This is a genomic window from Pedobacter sp. ok626, assembly GCF_900100435.1.
Classification (GTDB): domain Bacteria; phylum Bacteroidota; class Bacteroidia; order Sphingobacteriales; family Sphingobacteriaceae; genus Pedobacter.
In genome coordinates, this window is record NZ_FNEX01000008.1 from 26,218 (window position 1) to 45,227 (window position 19,010).

The 19,010-nt window shown below is 39.9% G+C and carries 15 protein-coding genes; 12 read left to right on the plus strand and 3 right to left on the minus strand.

All coding sequences use genetic code 11. From position 1 onward, the window contains the following. Positions 1-150: 150 nt before the first annotated feature. From hisG to BLS35_RS12700, 9 genes are read left to right on the plus strand one after another with little or no spacing between them, the layout of a single operon-like run. The gene (hisG, locus tag BLS35_RS12660; RefSeq protein ID WP_090781503.1) at positions 151-1,002 is read left to right on the plus strand and encodes an ATP phosphoribosyltransferase; all 852 of its coding nucleotides are present in this window, start codon (positions 151-153) and stop codon (positions 1,000-1,002) included. 57 nt (positions 1,003-1,059) lie between these two features. Further along, on the plus strand, positions 1,060-2,349 hold the full coding sequence (gene hisD / locus BLS35_RS12665) for a histidinol dehydrogenase (RefSeq protein WP_090781505.1): 1,290 nt from the start codon (positions 1,060-1,062) through the stop codon (positions 2,347-2,349). A gap of 1 nt (position 2,350) precedes the next feature. Further along, the gene (gene hisC / locus BLS35_RS12670; protein WP_090781507.1) at positions 2,351-3,394 is read left to right on the plus strand and encodes a histidinol-phosphate transaminase; all 1,044 of its coding nucleotides are present in this window, start codon (positions 2,351-2,353) and stop codon (positions 3,392-3,394) included. A gap of 18 nt (positions 3,395-3,412) precedes the next feature. Beyond that, entirely contained in the window at positions 3,413-4,546 is a 1,134-nt protein-coding gene (gene hisB / locus BLS35_RS12675; protein ID WP_090781509.1) for a bifunctional histidinol-phosphatase/imidazoleglycerol-phosphate dehydratase HisB, read from the plus strand. Continuing rightward, a complete protein-coding gene (gene hisH, locus BLS35_RS12680; protein WP_090781511.1) occupies positions 4,546-5,139 on the plus strand; it encodes an imidazole glycerol phosphate synthase subunit HisH in 594 nt (197 codons plus the stop codon). The genes hisB and hisH overlap by 1 nt, the downstream gene beginning before the upstream one ends. Position 5,140: 1 nt before the next feature. Next, the gene (gene hisA, locus BLS35_RS12685) at positions 5,141-5,890 is read left to right on the plus strand and encodes a 1-(5-phosphoribosyl)-5-[(5-phosphoribosylamino)methylideneamino]imidazole-4-carboxamide isomerase (RefSeq protein ID WP_090781513.1); all 750 of its coding nucleotides are present in this window, start codon (positions 5,141-5,143) and stop codon (positions 5,888-5,890) included. Positions 5,891-5,894: 4 nt separating this feature from the next. After that, positions 5,895-6,650 carry an imidazole glycerol phosphate synthase subunit HisF gene (gene hisF / locus BLS35_RS12690; RefSeq protein ID WP_090781515.1) on the plus strand — a complete coding sequence of 252 codons (756 nt, stop codon included), beginning with the start codon at positions 5,895-5,897 and terminating at the stop codon, positions 6,648-6,650. Then, positions 6,647-7,237, plus strand: a complete 591-nt coding sequence (gene hisIE, locus BLS35_RS12695; RefSeq protein WP_090781517.1) for a bifunctional phosphoribosyl-AMP cyclohydrolase/phosphoribosyl-ATP diphosphatase HisIE — start codon at positions 6,647-6,649, stop codon at positions 7,235-7,237. The genes hisF and hisIE overlap by 4 nt, the downstream gene beginning before the upstream one ends. Before the next feature lie 5 nt (positions 7,238-7,242). Next, positions 7,243-8,142, plus strand: a complete 900-nt coding sequence (locus BLS35_RS12700; RefSeq protein WP_090781519.1) for a WD40 repeat domain-containing protein — start codon at positions 7,243-7,245, stop codon at positions 8,140-8,142. On the opposite strand, the gene BLS35_RS12705 is transcribed toward BLS35_RS12700, so the two are convergent. Beyond that, positions 8,132-14,020, minus strand: a complete 5,889-nt coding sequence (locus BLS35_RS12705; protein ID WP_090781521.1) for a carboxypeptidase-like regulatory domain-containing protein — start codon at positions 14,018-14,020, stop codon at positions 8,132-8,134. The two genes, BLS35_RS12700 and BLS35_RS12705, sit on opposite strands and share 11 nt — an antisense overlap. Before the next feature lie 108 nt (positions 14,021-14,128). Next, positions 14,129-14,911, minus strand: a complete 783-nt coding sequence (locus BLS35_RS12710) for a C40 family peptidase (protein ID WP_090781523.1) — start codon at positions 14,909-14,911, stop codon at positions 14,129-14,131. 131 nt (positions 14,912-15,042) lie between these two features. Between BLS35_RS12710 and BLS35_RS12715 the strand changes: the two genes are divergently transcribed. Then, entirely contained in the window at positions 15,043-15,498 is a 456-nt protein-coding gene (locus BLS35_RS12715) for a universal stress protein (RefSeq protein ID WP_090781525.1), read from the plus strand. A gap of 79 nt (positions 15,499-15,577) precedes the next feature. Here the strand turns inward: BLS35_RS12715 and BLS35_RS12720 are convergent, their stop codons facing one another. After that, the gene (locus BLS35_RS12720; protein ID WP_090781527.1) at positions 15,578-15,928 is read right to left on the minus strand and encodes a 4Fe-4S dicluster domain-containing protein; all 351 of its coding nucleotides are present in this window, start codon (positions 15,926-15,928) and stop codon (positions 15,578-15,580) included. Positions 15,929-16,005: 77 nt separating this feature from the next. Here BLS35_RS12720 and BLS35_RS12725 point away from each other — a divergent pair, with 77 nt between their 5' ends. Together BLS35_RS12725 and BLS35_RS12730 are read left to right on the plus strand one after the other, a co-directional pair. Next, a complete protein-coding gene (locus tag BLS35_RS12725) occupies positions 16,006-17,028 on the plus strand; it encodes an acyl-CoA reductase (protein ID WP_090781529.1) in 1,023 nt (340 codons plus the stop codon). A gap of 70 nt (positions 17,029-17,098) precedes the next feature. After that, positions 17,099-18,994, plus strand: coding sequence for a T9SS type B sorting domain-containing protein (locus tag BLS35_RS12730; protein WP_090781531.1), 1,896 nt, complete (start codon positions 17,099-17,101; stop codon positions 18,992-18,994). Positions 18,995-19,010 lie beyond the last annotated feature (16 nt).

Consider the following 19,010-nt stretch of genomic DNA (forward strand, 5'->3'; position numbering starts at 1 on the left):
TAAGGAACTTAAGATATTATATGAAACACCTTTTGAACCATCATTTACATTTGCACCATCGCCAATTGGCGATGTATATGTAATGTTTTGTACTTCAAAACTTGTTTCCGAAATATTTTCTTGTTCAATCAATAATTCTAAAAGCATACAGTGAAAACACTTAAAATAGCTATCCAGAAATCGGGTAGATTAAACGAAAAATCAGTAGAGATTCTTAAAAATTGTGGTTTATCTTTCGAGAACTACAAGAGTTCATTAATATCAACCGTTACAAACTTCCCTTTAGAGATTCTTTTTCTGAGAGATGATGACATTCCTGAATATGTACAGGATGGAATTGCAGACCTGGGTATTGTGGGTGAAAACGTAATTGTTGAAGCCGGCGCTGAAGTTACCTATCTGCAAAAACTAGGTTTTGGTAAATGTACTTTAAAAATCGCCATTCCTAATGAAAGCCAGATTACCGAAATTGCACAATTAAGTGGCAAAGCCATCGCAACATCTTACCCGGTAATCCTTGAAAAATACCTAAAAGAAAATCATGTAAATGCAGAGGTTCGGACAATTTCCGGATCAGTAGAAATTGGCCCGGGACTTGGATTGAGTGATGCCATTTGCGACATCGTTTCTACAGGCGGAACTTTAAAAAGCAATGGACTAAAACCTTTCTCGGAAGTGATGAAATCTGAAGCGATTTTAATTGGAAAAGCAGGATCAGATTTGCTACCTGAAGTTCAGGAATTGCTCCAAAGAATCCGGTCAGTACTCCGTGCAAAAGAGACCAAATATGTGGTACTTAACGTAGCAAAAACCAACCTTAAAAAAGTAGTGGATTTATTGCCAGGTGTAAAAAGTCCAACCGTTGTTCCCTTGTTTGATGAAGATTGGGTTGCTGTACATTCGGTAATTGCAGAACACGATTTCTGGGAAAAGATCAATAGCCTGAAAGCCGCCGGTGCCGAGGGGATTGTAGTGATGCCTATCGAGAAAATCATTGCTTAATCGCAAAAAAAGCTTAAAACAAGCGTTAACTAATAGTTAAACCAAAAACATAAAACATTGAAAATCTATAGTTATAAAGATTTAACTAAACAAGAAGTTGAATCTATCTGTTTGCGACAGCTGGAAGATGATGTTACCATCCTTGAAAGGGTTGAAGGCATTGTTGACCGGGTTAAAACAGAGGGAGACCAAGCCTTGTTTGATTATGCACTGGCTTTCGACAAGGTGCAGCTTCAACAGCTTTTTATAGAAAAGGAAGAGATCAACCGCATTGCCTCTACTATACCTACCGAAGCTAAAACAGCAATAGATACGGCTTACAGAAATATCAAAGCTTTTCATGCTTCGCAATCCTACAGGGAAGATAAAATAGAGACCATGCCTGGGGTTACCTGCTGGCGCGAAACCAGAGCAATAGAACGTGTAGGACTTTATATCCCCGGTGGAACAGCAGTATTACCAAGTACTTTTTTAATGCTCGGTATACCTGCAATCCTTGCCGGCTGTAAGGAAATAGTAGTTTGTTCTCCGCCACAAAAAGATGGCAAAACCAATTGCTATCTAGCCTACGTCGCTGTATTGCTGGGTATCGAAAAGATATACCTTGTAGGCGGCGCCCAAGCTGTTGCAGCTATGGCTTACGGAACGGAAAGCGTACCGAAGGTTTACAAGATCTTTGGACCGGGCAACCGCTATGTAACTCAGGCTAAGCAACTGGTGCAATCTATAGCTGGCACAGCTATAGATATGCCGGCCGGTCCATCAGAGGTTTTAGTACTCGCAGACGAGACTGCCAATTCGTCATACATCGCTTCCGACCTACTTGCACAGGCTGAGCATGGGACTGATAGTCAGACTATTCTGGTAGCTACGTCAAGTAAAATCATAACTGATACACTAGCACAGATTGAATTGCAATTAAAGGAATTACCAAGGCAAGATATAGCTGCCCAGGCCATCGCCAATTCCTATGCAGTACTGGTTGACAACCTTGAAGAAGGCATTGAATTTAGCAATAGCTACGCACCTGAGCATTTGATTCTTTCTACAGATCGGTTTGAACAGCTCATCCCTCTAATCAGCAATGCAGGCTCCGTTTTCCTTGGAAACTTAACCCCTGAGAGTGCTGGTGATTACGCCTCCGGGACTAATCATACCTTGCCTACGAGTGGCTTCGCAAAGGCCTACTCAGGCGTATCGCTGGATTCTTTTGTAAAAAAGATCACCTTCCAGCACATTAGCCCGAGGGGATTAAGAAACATTGGAAATACCGTGGAAGTTCTTGCTGAAGCTGAAGGACTAATTGCACACAAGAATGCGGTGAGCATTCGTTTAAAATTGCTTTAAAATGGATATCAATAAATTACAAAGAGAAAACATCAAAAACCTTCGCCCCTACTCCACCGCGAGGGATGAATATAAAGGGCAAGCCAGCATATTTCTGGATGCCAATGAGAACAGTTACGGTTCGCCATTAGAAGAAAATTACAACCGTTACCCTGATCCACTACAATTGGATTTAAAGGACGCGATTAGCAAAATAAAGGGCGTACCAATTGAAAACACCTTCCTTGGAAACGGAAGCGATGAAGCCATCGATCTTTTGTTCAGAGCTTTCTGTGAACCTAAGCAAGACAATGTAGTTATTCTGCCGCCAACCTATGGCATGTACGAGGTTTCGGCAGGCATCAACAACGTTGAAATACGCAAGGTAAACCTGCTTCCAAACTTTCAGTTAGACCTGGATGGCATTGCTGAAGCTGTTGATGAAAACACAAAACTCATCTTCATCTGCTCGCCAAACAACCCTACTGGAAATTCAATTGTACGCACTGATATTGAAACCGTATTGGCTAATTTCAAAGGTCTAGTGGTGATCGACGAAGCTTACATCAATTACGCCAAACAGCGAACTTTTATTAAAGAGCTAACTGAATACCCCAATCTGGTTGTGTTGCAAACTTTTTCAAAAGCATGGGGACTAGCTGCACTTCGTTTAGGAATGGCCTTTGCTGCCCGCCCGGTAATTGATGTATTGAACAAGGTAAAGCCTCCCTACAACATCAACCAGGCTACGCAGGACATTGCTTTAAAGGCTTTGCAAAATATCGAACAGGTAAACGAATGGATCAAAATTACTGTTGCCGAAAGAGAAAATCTAAGTAAGGAATTGGCCGCACTTGCGATTGTTAAAAAGGTGTATCCTTCGGACGCTAATTTTATACTAATTGAAGTGGAGAATGCGTTAAGTACTTACAATGCCTTGGTAGCTGAAGGCATCATCATCAGAGACCGCTCTAAGGTGACGTTGTGCGAAGGATGTCTACGTATAACGATCGGAACCCAGGAAGAAAACAAAACACTCTTAGCAGCGCTTAAAAACACCCAATAATTCAACCAAACCTAAATCATGAAGAAAGTATTATTTATAGATAGAGACGGAACCCTGATTACTGAACCAGAGGATGAGCAGATAGACTCCTTTGCCAAACTCGAGTTTTACCCTAAGGCCATTCAGTACCTTGCAAAAATCGCAAAGGAGCTGGATTACGACCTGGTAATGGTCACCAATCAAGATGGCCTTGGAACAGATTCGCATCCTGAAGAAAACTTCTGGCCTGTTCACAACTTCGTTTTGAAAACTTTTGCCAGTGAGGGTGTTGAGTTTAATGAGGTGATTATTGACAAGACTTTTGCACATGAAAATGCACCTACCCGTAAGCCGAACACCGGCTTGCTACAACATTTCTTGACGGAAGGCTACGACCTTAAAAACTCTTTTGTAATCGGCGACCGCATCAATGATGTGATTCTAGCCAAAAATTTAGGGGCTAAAGCCATCTGGATCCGCAACAATGATTTGCTAGGTGCCAATGAAATACTGGACAAAGCTGAGACCTTAGCCGATGTGATTGCTTTGCAAACACAAGACTGGGTAGATATTTATACTTTTTTAAGAGCTGGAAGTCGTGTGGTATTACATGAACGCAATACCAATGAGACCAAGATCAGCATCAATATTGATCTGGATGGAACTGGCAAGGCTGATATCCATACAGGATTGAACTTCTTTGACCATATGCTGGATCAGATTGCCCGCCATGGCAGTATTGACTTAAAAATCAAAACAGTAGGCGATTTACACATTGATGAGCACCATACCATCGAAGATACAGGAATTGCTTTAGGCGAGGCTTTTGCGAAAGCCATCGGCAACAAACTGGGCTTAGAGCGTTATGGCTTCTGCTTACCGATGGACGATTGTCTGGCACAGGCAGCCATCGATTTTGGCGGTCGCGCCTGGATAGTTTGGGATGCTGATTTTAAACGTGAAAAAGTAGGCGATATGCCAACAGAAATGTTCTATCACTTTTTCAAATCGTTTAGCGACGCTGCCAAATGCAACTTGAACATTAAAGCCGAGGGTGATAACGAACATCATAAAATTGAAGCTATATTTAAAGCTTTTGCAAAAGCAATAAAAGTAGCAATTAAACGTGACCCGGATAAGTTAGTCTTACCAAGCACAAAGGGGATATTATAATGATTGGAATTGTAAATTATGGGGCTGGTAATATCTTTTCGCTGACATCAGCGTTAGAGCGATTAAGCATTCCCTATGGAATGGTGAACACAGAAGCCGACTTGGAACTGTATACCCATATCATCATTCCCGGTGTAGGACATGCCGGTGCAGCCATGAAAAAGCTGGAACAAACCGGATTAGTTAGCCCCATTAAAGCGCTAAAAAAACCAGTGTTAGGTATCTGTGTGGGTATGCAACTTTTAACCGAGCATTCGGAAGAAGGAAATGCCGACTTAATGGGCATCGTACCTATACAAACGAGGTTATTCGATAAGCATCAGGGGATTAAAATCCCACATATGGGCTGGAATAATATCAGTCATCAAAACAATTTGCTATTTGAAGGTGTTGAAAGTGGCACACAATTTTATTTTGTGCATTCGTACTTTATTGAATATAACGCTACTTTTGACATCGCAACTGCTGACTATGGAATGCCATTTTCGGCAGCAATACAAAAAAATAATTTCTACGGCGTTCAGTTCCACCCAGAGAAATCTGGTATCGCCGGAGAACGTTTACTAAAGAATTTTTCAAACTTAAAACAATAAAATGTACATTATTCCTGCAATTGATATTTTAGATGGAAAGGTTGTCCGACTAACAGAAGGCGACTATAATCAGAAAACAGTTTACGATGTTTCCATCGCTGAAATGATAGAGACCTACCGGTCTAATGGTACAGAATTTATACATATCATTGATTTAAATGGTGCCAAAGGTGACTTTAGCAACCAGGCTGCCTTATTTGAGGTGATCCAAAAAACCGATATGCGTGTGCAATATGGTGGCGGTATCCGCACCATTAAACAGGTGACCGATTTATTGGACGCTGGCATTCACCGTGTAATTGTAGGTACTCAGGCCATTACCAACCCTGACTTTCTACAAGAACTGAGTACTGAAGTTGGTAAGAAATACGATTATGCAAACCGCATTGTTATCGCGATTGACGTACTTGATGAGGTGATCAAATATTCGGGATGGATGGAAAGTTCGCCGATAAAACTGATGGACTATGTTGATAAATGTCTGCAGTTAGGCTTTTTCCGCTTCTTATGTACCGACATCAATAAAGATGGTAAACTAGGTGGTGCAGCAATGGACTTATATAGAAAACTATTAGATCACTCTCCTTTCATTAAACTAATCGCTTCTGGTGGTGTAAGCTCGATGGCTGACATTGAGGAATTGGCTACACTTGATATTCGTTCAGTAGTTGTAGGTAAAGCTATTTATGAAAAAAGGATCACCATCGAAGAGATTAAAGACTGGAATTTAAAGCAAATGACCTCTTTATAACCCGATGCTGAGTAAACGTATTATTCCGTGCCTGGATGTAAAAGACGGGCGAACGGTTAAGGGAGTAAACTTTGTTGACCTAAAAGATGCTGGCGACCCAGTAGAACTGGCTTGGCAATACGCACAGCAAGGTGCCGACGAACTGGTTTTCCTGGACATTACTGCTACCCACGAACGCAGAGGAACAACCATCGAAATGGTAAAATCTGTGGCCAGACAATTGAACATCCCTTTTACCATTGGTGGGGGGATTACCTCGGTTGCTGATGCAGAAGCCCTGCTAAATTCAGGGGCTGATAAAATCAGCATCAACTCTGCTGCAGTTAGAAATCCGCAGTTAATTGAGGATTTAGCAAAAGCCTTTGGCGTACAGTTTGTAGTGCTTGCGGTGGATACCAAGTTGGTTGATGGTCGTAACATGGTCCATTTAAATGGTGGACGATTAATTACCGAATTGGAAACTGAAGACTGGATCCTTAAAGCTGAAAGCTTGGGCGCAGGTGAAATATTACTGACTTCAATGGATCATGATGGTACAAAGAACGGCTTTGATTGCTTGCTGCTGGATAAAGTAGCTCGCGCTATCAACATCCCTGTTATCGCCTCTGGTGGTGCCGGAAAGGTTGAACATTTTACAGAGGTATTTTTACAAACCGGCGTAGATGCAGCACTGGCGGCCTCAGTTTTTCACTTCGGTGAAATCCCTATCCCATTTTTAAAAGAAGAATTAAAAAAACACAACATACCGGTAAGGTTATGAAGATAGATTTCGACAAAACACAGGGTTTGGTACCTGTAATCATACAGGACGAGCAAACCCTGGAGGTTTTAATGCTAGGTTATATGAACCAGGAGGCATGGGATAAAACCCAGGCCGAGGGTAAGGTTACCTTCTTCTCACGCAGCAAAAATCGCTTGTGGACTAAAGGTGAAGAAAGCGGAAACTTCCTTTTTGTAAAGGAAACGCATATTGATTGCGATAATGATACGATATTGATTAAAGCTACACCAGTTGGCCCTACTTGTCATACTGGCTCCCGCAGCTGCTTTAAAACTAATTATAACCAGAACTTTATTTTTGAACTGGAGCAGATCATTAAAGACAGATACGAAAACCCTTCAGCTGAATCTTATGTAAATACGCTACGTAAGAAAGGTTTAAATAAGATAGCACAGAAAGTTGGCGAAGAAGGTGTAGAAACAGTGATTGCAGCCTTAAATGAGACTGATGTTGATTTTGTAAACGAAAGCTCTGATCTGATTTTCCACCTATTGGTATTGCTAAGAGAAAAAGGAAAAACCCTTGCAGATATTGGTTTAAACTTAGAAGGTAGACACAAAAAATAAGATTAATGATCACACATCTCCACACCCTTAGCGGACACCAGAATCCAATTTATGCATTGGCCAACTCTAATCAGAAAGATACTTTCTTTAGTGCTGGCAACGATAAGGGTGTGGTAGAATGGTCATTAAATACCATGTCTTTTGTAAAAGTGATCTTGCCGGTTCAAAGCTCAGTTTATGCTTTACATACCTATCAAGACTTACTCTTTGTTGCCCAAAGAAGTGGATTAATTCAGGTATTCGATCTAAATGAGCAAAAAGTGATAGCCACATTAAGCTACCACCAAAAAGGTGTTTTTGATGTAAAAACCATAGCCCATAAAAACGAAATTATAAGTACTGGAGAAGATGGAACTGTGGCTGTTTGGTCTTTAAACGACTTTACACTGCTATACAATTTCCCGGTACTGCAAAATACAGTGCGGACAATTGCCTTGAGCAATGATGCAAAAGAAGTAGCATTAGGCTGCAAAGACGGCATTATCAGAATATACAACTCTGATGATTATTCACTCATTAAAGCGCTTGATGGCCACAAATTTGCAGTAACTGCTTTACAGTACGCACCTAATGGCAGTTACCTGATTTCGGGTAGCAGAGATGCTCAATTGAAGATATGGAGCTTGCCTGATTATTCACTTAGCAATAGTGTCCCGGCACACATGTTTAGCATTTACTCTATAATTTTCCACCCTACGCTACCCTATTTTGCTACCTGCAGTCAGGACAAAAGTATTAAATTATGGGATAGCCAGACTTTTAAACTGTATAAGATACTCAGTTTAGAAAAAGATACCCCAGGTCATTTCCATTCTATAAATAAAATGATCTGGAGTACCGATGGCAAATACCTGATTTCGACGGGAGATGACCGTCAGGTTATGATATGGGAACTTACTTTATAGCCACCCTTTTCATCCCTTCTCTTCCGTAAAATACAGGAAAGTACATCATTTCGGCTTTAGCAGGATTTAAGATATAATTACCAGCATACCTTGGCATCAACTGTACGGTAAAAGTATAAGTACCCTTTTTCAATTTGGTACAAAAAATCGAAGTCTTGTGTTTAAAGTATTCCCTGTGTGTTTCTATTCCCCAAAAGCTTTGTATTTTATTCTCGTAAGAACAACCAGCAGGAATAGGAATTTCAATCATTACATAATCTGCATCGGCACGAACATCAACATCAACCCTTAGCGTTGCTAAAGTACCTGGCTTTAGTTTTTGAACAGGCGACCTATTTTGCTCAAAGGATGTTCTCACCGTAAAATCTTTACTTACCTTTTCTGGCTTAGGATTATTGAATTGCTGATAGGCGGTAAAATAAACCGGAGCATCGCCTTTTTTATTCAATTTTAATGCTCCCGGATCAATCACCTTATTGAAGGGAAAAATGCTAACCTGCTCCGTTTGATTGAATACCAAAGTCGCTGGTTGAGGCTTTTTACCCGAAGTATTCATTAACTCTGGCAATATCGTTTCTAATATTAAAGATGATTCAAAAGTATTGCGCCATTGCCCGCTCTTTCTCTGCTCCAAAAAGTAACGTGTAATGCGATCTAACTCGTCTCTGTAATTACCATTAGCTTTTAAAATCTGGTAGGCTAACAAAGTATTCTGAATGCTATTGTCCCAGAAATACCGTCCTTCTTCCCCCCAATAGCTATTGCCAAACATCGTTTCATTTTTTAAGCCCAACAGCCATTTCAGATCTATCGGCATGCCGGCTTTCTGTTTCAATTGCATCAATTGAAGTTTTTCGTATAGTGGTTGCGCAGCTAATTTTGGAACGTCTGAATTCGCTTTTCTTTCCCGAACGTTCTTTTCTTCCAGTTCAGTTCTTTGCTTTTCAATAGCTATGATCCAGTCATTCGCATAATATTTTTCATTCAGTAAACTCAATAGGCGAATGCCATAAATCTGATCAAAGTACTTATCAGATGCCATTTTACTGGTCAGGTAACGGTATAATTTATCCTTATCCAATACCACAGGATAACCTTGCTTTTGGGCTTCCAACAAGGCTTCGACAATATGCAGACTAATCCACAGTTCCTCATTACTGTTTCGCCACCAGCCCCAGGTACCTTCCGGACGTCTGTTGTTCTGCAATTTTTTAAGGATTTCTTTGATGTTCTTTTCCTCCTTAAATGGTTCACTCAGGTACTTTCTAACGGATTTTTCCAGCAGCAACGCTTTTAGTTTAGAAGCCAGCTGCTCATTGCACAAGTATTCGTAAGTACGCAGTTTATCAATTTCATCCAGTAGCGTGGGAAACAGAGAAGCTTCTGCCCTGAGCGTAACTTTTCCTAAGGCAGCATCGAAGTTATAACTAACAGTAGTATCTCGGGTAAGCGCGTTAAAATAGCCTTTAGTTTCTATTACACCAGCCTGTAGCAATGGAATCTTACGGATCTCGCCATCGAAATAACCATTATCCTGTTTCATGGTGTATTCAAACTTCAAACTATCTACAACATTCACATGATCTGCGTGGACTTTAAAGCCCCCGCCTTTAGCAACAATTCCAACCGTATCAATCTTTGCATTTTTAAACGTTACCGAACTATTTAACAACGCTGCCCCATTATAACTGAACTTCCTGGTTACTGTTTCATCGATATTGTTGTAATTCATCAATTTCCCAATTACATTAATGCTGTCACCCGCTAAGGCAAATGATGGAGAGACAAAATTGGCGCTTAATGTTTTAAACGACTTGATATTTGTTTGTCCAACTCCACTTTGTTTACGACCATTCATGGCTATTAATTGCGTATTCCAATTGGTAATATCATCCGGGAATTTCACAGTAAAAGTAGCCTTCCCCTCAGCATCTGTTAATAGTTTAGGCTGCCAGATGGCATAATCGGAGAAATTAGTCCTGAATGTTTCCTGCCGTTGTGCCAGCTCGCCACTGGCCAATAACGAAGTATTACCTCCTTTAGTTTTAATAACAATCACTCCATTGGCACCTCTTGCACCATAAATAGCAGAGGCATCGCTCCCTTTTAAGATATCCATAGATACAATTGAGTTAGCATCTAATTTACCTACATCGCCATTATAAGGTAATCCATCTACAATTATTAAAGGTTTATTATCTCCGGTAAGTGAATTCGTACCTCTTATCATGACCTTCAAATCTCCACTTGGATCACCATTAACACTCACTCCAGCAACTCTACCAGCTAAAGCATCAACCGAAACTGATTGAACTGAGCCTGTAAGAACTGACTTTTTCTGTGTACCATAGCCAACAACTACTACTTCATTTAAAGAAGACGTAGCAGCATCCAATTTAATATCACCTACATCCCCATTTTTTATAACAATCTCTTTTGAATCGTAACCGATATAAGCAATGATAAGTTTTCCTAGATGAGGTACTTTAAGACTGAAATGACCATCAGCGCCCGTAAATGTCGCGTAGCTGGCTCCTTTCAATTTCACACTAACTCCAGGCAGGGCCTCTTTACTTTCAGCATCAATAACCCGACCGGTCATTTTACCCGTTAATATGGCAGGATCAAAATATTTATCATTGATCTTTTCAAGAACATTGCGCTGCACATCTGCGAGGGTATTATTTGAACCTGTACGGACAGATTTGATCTGTTCGTCGATCTTCTGGCTCATATTGTCAGCAGGGTTTATTCGCATCCCTTTCCATTCAAAGTAGTTTACGCCTGCTGGTTTAATAACCACCCTTTCAGCAACAAAATAACGGTTATCCTTAAACAAATAAATAATGCGATACTCATTTGATTCTAAGTCACTAAAGTAAGACGTATTTCCATGGTAAATCTGTACAAAATCAGGTTCATCATACTTATAAATGATAATATTTTTCAAATATGGCATATGTTTAGAAATGCTGGTATCTAGTGTCATTATCAGCTTTCCATAATTTTTGCCAGAGCGATAACTCATGTTAAACAGCTGGGTTGTACGGCTTCTTAAATCCAGGTATTCATTCCAGATACTATCCGTCTCCCCGCTTTTAAAGGGATACTGTTTATAATCATCTGTACTACCTGAATTAATTAATATTCTATTAAAACCATAGGCTGTGGAATAAGATTTCTGTTTTAATAAACCCGGTAAAAAAGTGTAGGAATACCCCGGTTCCTTAATAAAATTTTGTTGAATCTCCCCCGATTTAAATTCAAGAAAATTCTCAGCGAAAGGCCCAATTAATAAGCTTGTTCCAGCATTAGCCCGAGCAGCAAATCCAGTAAAACCCTGGCCCAAAACCGGAAGGTCTAATAATTGCGTATTGTTACCCGCCTTTATTGTTGCTTTATTCCCATTGAAATTATTTTCAATGCGCATCATGTATTTGGTTAAAAAATCAGATTCAGCCAGACTGAGCTCGTTGGGCGCAATACTCACATTTGCTTTTGTGTTCGATACATCAGCAACTACACTTATAATCGTCTTTTTACCTTTCATCAGGTGATAACCAGGTAAGTGTATGGTATAACCGGCAGTCCGCATGCGAATATCATGTTCGCCTGGAGAAAGCCTGAATGCATAACGCTGAAGCTGATTGGTCTGACTAAAATACACAGGAACTCCATCAATATAAATGACATGAACTGGTTCTATCGCGCCGTTTTTAATCACAAAAGGAGCCACAATTGCAGTATCTGGTTCATTCGTATCCTCATTTATGGCATATAATTCTTTTGCCTGTGTAAATCTGTAGTATTCAATGGTATCTAGGTTTAATTCTTTCCCCCATCTATCCCATGTAAGTTTCATTTCGCCCGACAAGCTTAATATTTCAGCTTCGAAGGCCGACTTGAGTGTACGCGCAAAAAAAGGTTTTCCGAAATAAGGTGGGCTAACAGGATGCGAATTTTTAAATTTAGTGGTATAGGCATAGGCCGTAACATCAGTTCCCGCTACAGGCTGGTTGTTCGCATCTGTCACCTTTACCGCCATATTTACGGTTTGTCCCGGATAAACCAGATCAGGTGCCAGCAATTTTACATTTAATGAATTTGATGCGTAAAAAGCACTGGCCTCCGCACTCAGGTCCTTTTCAGCCCATACATAATTCAATTTTATATGTGCCGCTTTTGTACCCTTATGCCTGATTACAGTATCCAAACTAGTTGTATACCCCTTTAAAAAGACTTCATCACCAGAAAAAACCGTATACCAAAAAGGGATCTTGTGTACATTGCTTACCGCAATTGTTAATGAATCTTTATTTTGTTTAGCGGCAACACTCAATTCCGGCTGCAAATCTTCAAGATAAATATGATCCACATAGCCGTCAGCTGTTTTCACCTCATAAGCGTCTCCTTTATAGTGCATCTTAATTTTTGCCGGTAGCTCAACAGTCACAGAATCCTCGTCATCTCCAAAAGGATAGCTCAGCTTTATTACAGCTTTTTGTTTAGTGGATTTCCCTTTAATGAGGTAATCAATTTTCAGACTATCCTTAATAAATTCAGTTTTAATCTCTTTATCTTTCAATACATATTTCAATGATTTATATGCTGTTTTATGTTCATTATTGCTATTTAAAAAGCTAAAAGACATAGAAAAATTGAGATCAGCTTTCGGGAAAATGCTATCTGGCAAAACCATTTTCGTTTCCCCGACAGGGTCAAGTATCACTGATGTTTTCCACAAGGTATCTTTTACAAAAACATGCGAGCTATAATACTTAATTGGTGAATTAGCCCTTACAAACACCTCTACCCGACCATCCGGAACGGCTAAGTCGTTCTCGTCAGTAGCTTTCAAAAATACAGTAACTGGACTACCTGGACTATGCTCTTCCCGATCTGTTCTTACAGCGAAGTTTACCGATTTAAGCTCGTAATCCTCGTAACGAAAATATCCCCTAAAAATAGTAGTCCAATCCTTTTTACCGGCCTCTTTTAAGACAATGTTGTAACTCCGATCTAATGTCAGCTGTAAACTATCGGCCAAAACAAAACTATATTCATAGCCCCCTTCATTATAAGGCATCAATGTCGTTAACACCAAACCTCCATCATTTCCTCCTTTTTGTAATTCTACTCTAAGCGGCTTATTTCGCAGGGTTTTCCCATTTGCGTTTGCCAGGTAAGCCTTAAATTTGACAGTATCTAATGGTTTGTACATCGGTTTATTAAAAACCATATACCCAGTATACTTTTGCTTAACCGATTTAACGGATCTTTTTCCTTCAGGACTAAATATCCTCTTAAAAAATGAAGCCTTTTTGCTAGGTCGATAAGGCCTGTACTCATCACGTTCCTCAGCATTAAAATAGTTATTTATCCCATCATGATTTACCGTGATTACGGTATTTTTCGCTACTGAAGACTTCACATATAACTTAGCCTGCCGATTGTATTTTACCTTCTTCCTCTTCCCTGTTTTTACTGAAGCATTGGGTATTTCGTTGCCTTTCAAATCTGTGACCGTGAATTGAAAATCCTTTCTGTTGTTAATAAATTGAAGGTTTACGTTATTTTTGGCAAACAACTTATAAACAAGTGCATTCTTAACGGCTTTAACCTCTAAATAATTACCATAAGGCAGCTTTTTGAGGTAATTACTATTTTTAACATTATAAAATGAATCAACGAGCGTGTGTAAAAACCCATCATTAAGAGCCATCTTAGTAGTCGAAGCGATAGAAAAAGCTTCTTTATCCGTTAATTTGTAGATATAAGTATAAGAACCGGCAGTACGGCTATTGGTCAATTTCTTCTGCGCAAAAAGAGATGTTGTGGCACAGATGATCAGTAAGGCAGAGCGTAAAAGATGCTTCATATAATAAGGTATTTGTAATATGGATGCAACAAAGCGTTAATTCCATAAAACTAATACAATTAAATTAGCAATTCTATCTCATCAAAGTTAATTTAAATTTAAAATGGCCTAAATAAAACGCTTTATAATTCTTAAATTGTGGGTATATCTGCCCAATTCGGCATTGTAAATCCCCTGATTATCTATCGGATCTATCCTGACTTTCCCTGAAGAATGGATAATTTCGTTCGAATTTAGCATCATCCCCACATGTATGATACGTCCCTCGCTATTGTCGAAAAAAGCTAAATCTCCGGTTTTTGCTTCTGGCAGAAAATCTACTACTGCACCCTGCTCAGCTTGTTGCGATGCATCGCGCAACAATTTGATACCGTTTAGCTTAAATACGTTTTGAACAAAACCTGAGCAATCTATCCCAAATATGGTCCGACCGCCCCATAAATATGGCGCATTTTGAAAAAACTTCGCTGTAGCTACAAGTTCATCAACAGAAGTATCGGCTTTTATCAACTTTGGTGAAAAGGAAATTTCGAATTTCTCATCTCCCAGGTAGCAACATCCATCTGCATAAGCCGGTAAATTACTACCTGCAGAAAGATAATACTTACTACCATCTGCAGCGATAAGCGCATTTGCAAACTGTGCAGGTACCAGATGATCACAGCGTTGATTTTTAACAAACTGCTCATGATTAAGGCTACCAAGTTGTTTATAGTCCATCCAACCTTCGTAGCCATCATAGCCATTGCGCACTAACCACCATTTATCCGTTTTTTCAAGTATTTCTACATGGTCGCCAAACAATAGCTGAGATGCAATCTCGGCTTTATCCGATTGTCCTGCTCTTAAAGGTGCGACAGCTACTCTGCAAATCCCAAACTCTTGTTCCATAATCATAAAATCAATGGCATAAATTTAAACTTTTATAAGGTTAATTTGTTATTTTAACGAGCATCATTTACTTTTTATTGAAATGATTGATGAAAATGATGTCCTAATATTAACCTTTTAAGATAAACACCATGAACCTCAAAAAGATTTTAATTGCCGTAGATAATAGCACCTGCTCAGAAAAAGCAGCCAAGACGGGTTATGAATTGGCAAAAACCTTTGATGCGGAGGTTGCACTGGTCAACATTATTGAACCTATACCGGCCAATATTAACCCAGACCTGACACTCGCTCCTGTATTTTTAGAAACTTACGACAACAGTGAAGAGAATAGTCATGTCTTATTACAAGAAATAGAACGAAAGTTCGGTCATGGCGTATCAACCACTTATTTTAGTGTGATCGACAATGCTGCACATGGGATTATTAAGCAATCTGATGATTGGGGCTCTGACCTGATTGTAATTGGAACTTACGGCCGTACAGGTCTATACCATTTCCTGATGGGAAGCGTTGCGGAGCACGTGGCCAGAAAATCTGCCTGTCCCGTTCTGATCATCCCAAATAAATACGAAGAAAAGGCATAAAAGCCCTAAAACAACATTTCAATATATGCAAAAGGCCAACCCTTTATAGGAGTTGGCCCTTTTGTTATAGCTTTATGGCTTAGTTTTCCTGATGTAACCAGGCTTTTTTAGCCAAAAGTTCTTCTTCAGTCTCACGAACATCTTCATCATCAACACAACAGTCTACAGGGCATACCGCTGCGCACTGAGGCTCATCATGAAAGCCTTTGCATTCTGTACATTTATCGGAAACGATATAGTAAACTTCGTCAGATAGTGCATCTTGAGCACTCTCTGCGTCCATTTCTTTACCTCCAAAATCAATAATACCATTTAAATTGGTACCATCTGAAAATCTCCAGGCTGTGCCTGCATCGTAAATTGCATTATTTGGGCATTCAGGCTCACATGCTCCGCAGTTAATGCATTCGTCTGTTATTTTAATAGCCATGTCTTCGTCTATATCTATTGCTAAGTTTAACTTTGCACCAGCAAATATAACACATAAACTTTAAAATCATTGGAATTATGCCAATCCTTAGTAGCGAAAAATTAATTATTGCATTTAAAAAACTTAGCGACTTCATTGCAGAGCCCAGCGAAGCTTTCAAAAACCTGATCTTTTCCGCCTCTAATCACAATGCATGGTTTACTGAGGCAGAGGTAGAAAGGGCTTTAAATTCGTTACATCAGATGCTAAATCAGCAAGACCTTGAAACCTGGTTTAAAGACATTCGGGTAAGCGATACACCTAAAAAGGTTGGTTTAATTTTAGCTGGAAATATTCCAATGGTAGGCTTTCACGATGTGATTTCTGTACTTGCCACAGGCAATATCGCTTTAATCAAACTATCATCAGCCGATGACAAACTGCTTCCAGCCCTTCTTGCTGAGCTGGTTAAGATTGAGCCTTTACTGAAAGATCACATTGTTTATGTGGATCGTCTGAAGGATTTTGACGCCGTAATTGCAACTGGCAGTAACAATACATCAAGGTATTTTGAGTTTTATTTTGGCAAAGGCCCAAACATCATCAGAAAAAACAGGAATAGTGTTGCCGTAATCACCGGAAATGAAAGTAAAGAAGAATTAGCCCTTTTGGGACATGATATTTTCGATTACTTTGGTTTAGGTTGCCGAAATGTTTCTAAGCTGTATATCCCAGAAGGTTATGACATCAAAAACTTTTTTGAGCCTATAGAAGGTTTTAAAGACATTATCAATCATTTTAAATACAACAACAACTATGATTACAACAAGTCTATTTACCTGGTAAACCTAAAACATCATTATGATAACGGCTTTTTATTGTTAACCGAAGGCGAAAGTCTTTCATCACCCCTGGCTGTTTTATATTATGAAACTTATACAAATATTGAACAACTGGAAGAGCTGCTAAGAAATAGAGCTGAGGATATTCAATGTATTGTAAGCAATGCGGCATTAAAGCTGGATACCGCAGTATTGGGCTTTGGACAAAGTCAGACACCAAAACTTTGGGATTATGCTGATAATGTGAATACGATAGATTTTTTAAATACAATTAATTAAATAGCATTATCTTTAGTTTTAAATCAAAAAATTGATCTCTAAAACTAACGTTTTTTTGCTGCTACTATTGATGATAGTAGCAGGTAATGCCAATTCGCAAACTTGTGCCGGTTCTATAGGAGATCCGGTTAAAAGTTATGATTTTGGCAGAGGCCCAAGTGATCGCGGACCTGCTATTCCGGATAAAACAAATTATGAGTACGATAACGTGGACGTGCCCAATGATGGTCAGTACGCAATTATAAAGACTACAGCTGGTATGAGCCACGTTACCCAAAGAAACTGGTTAGCAGTTAACAATCATACCCCTAACGATCCGGACGGTTACATGATGCTGATCAACGCCGATGAGTTTGAGGCAGGTTTATTCTACCAGGAAACAATAACCGGCCTCTGCCCAGGTACTACATACGATTTTGGGGCATGGATAATTAACGTTATGGCGAAACCTGGTATCCGACCTAATGTTAGATTTATCATTGAAACCACCTCCGGAGCTCCTATTAAGCAATTTGATACAAATCCAATTCCAGAAGGCAGCAGTACCGATTGGAAACGATACTCGACCACATTTACTACTGGCGCAAATATCGATGAAGTCGTTGTAAAAATAATGAACAACGGTCTGGGTGGCGGTGGAAATGATTTCGCCCTAGACGATATCACTTTTAGCATTTGTGGTCCGACAATCATTCCTTCCATTGATGGAATAGTTACACCAAATAAAAGCTTATGCATTGGTGAAACCAGAAACGTTGACTTATCAGCAGAACCAACCCCAGGAGTTTATACAAATCCTCAATACCTGTGGCAGGAAATGGATGCGAGTGGCGTATGGCAGGATATGCCCACAGAAACGACAAACAAGTACACTAGACCCTTTGTAAACGCAGCGGTAGGCAGCTATAAATACAGACTTTTGGTAGCAGAAAACGGAAATATCAACTCGCCCAATTGTCGGGCGAACTCACCCACGTTTGAGCTGAATGTAAGCCCTCTACCCGCAATACCTATAGCAAACGAACCGAGGATAGTTTGCGTTGGTGATCCTATTCAATTATCTGTCAGCAATGCCAGCTCTTATAAATGGACCTTCCCTGATGGGAGTAACTCTGATCAACAATCACCCATAATTAATAATGCTACAGCCAACATGGCGGGGACCTATACCGTTACTGTAACCAATGATGCCGGATGCGAAGCAAGCACTTCGACCACTGTAACCGTAGTAACAAGACCTGTAGCTATAATAGATCCCGTTGTTCCGATCTGTAAGGGTTCAGCCGTAACTTTAAACGCCAGTGGTGGCAACACCTATCGCTGGGTCCCAGCTAACGGTTTATCAGCAACAGACATTCCAAATCCAGAAGCGAGCCCAGCAAAAACTACCACTTATACGGTGTATGCGTCCAATGGTTCTTGTGAATCAAGCGCTCAAATTACAGTCGAAGTTTTTAAAGACCTGGTGGTTACTGCGGGTCCAGATATAAAAATCATCAAAGGAAACAAAGTGGATATTAAAGGGACGGTAAGGGGCGATAACATAGGTCAGATATTTTGGACTCCAGCTGATTACCTGGATGATCCATTTAAGTTAAACCCTATAGCAAAACCTCCTGTTAGTACCACTTATACCTTAAATGTCCTTTCGAGTGCAGGCTGTACGAGTAGTACCGACGAGGTTTTTGTGAAGGTATATGAAAAGCTCATTGTCCCCAACTCCTTTAGTCCAAATGGCGATGGAGTTAATGACATTTGGAACATTATAGCCATCGATACCTACGCCAATCCGAAAGTAAAAATTATGAATCGTTATGGACAGTTGATGTTTCAAAGTGATGGTTATGGGAAACCCTGGGATGGAAAACACGAAAATCAGGACGTCCCCGCAGGTGTTTATTATTATATGATCTATTTAGAACCCGGACTAAAACCGCTAACCGGATCATTAATGGTCATTAGATAAATAGTTCAGATGCCTT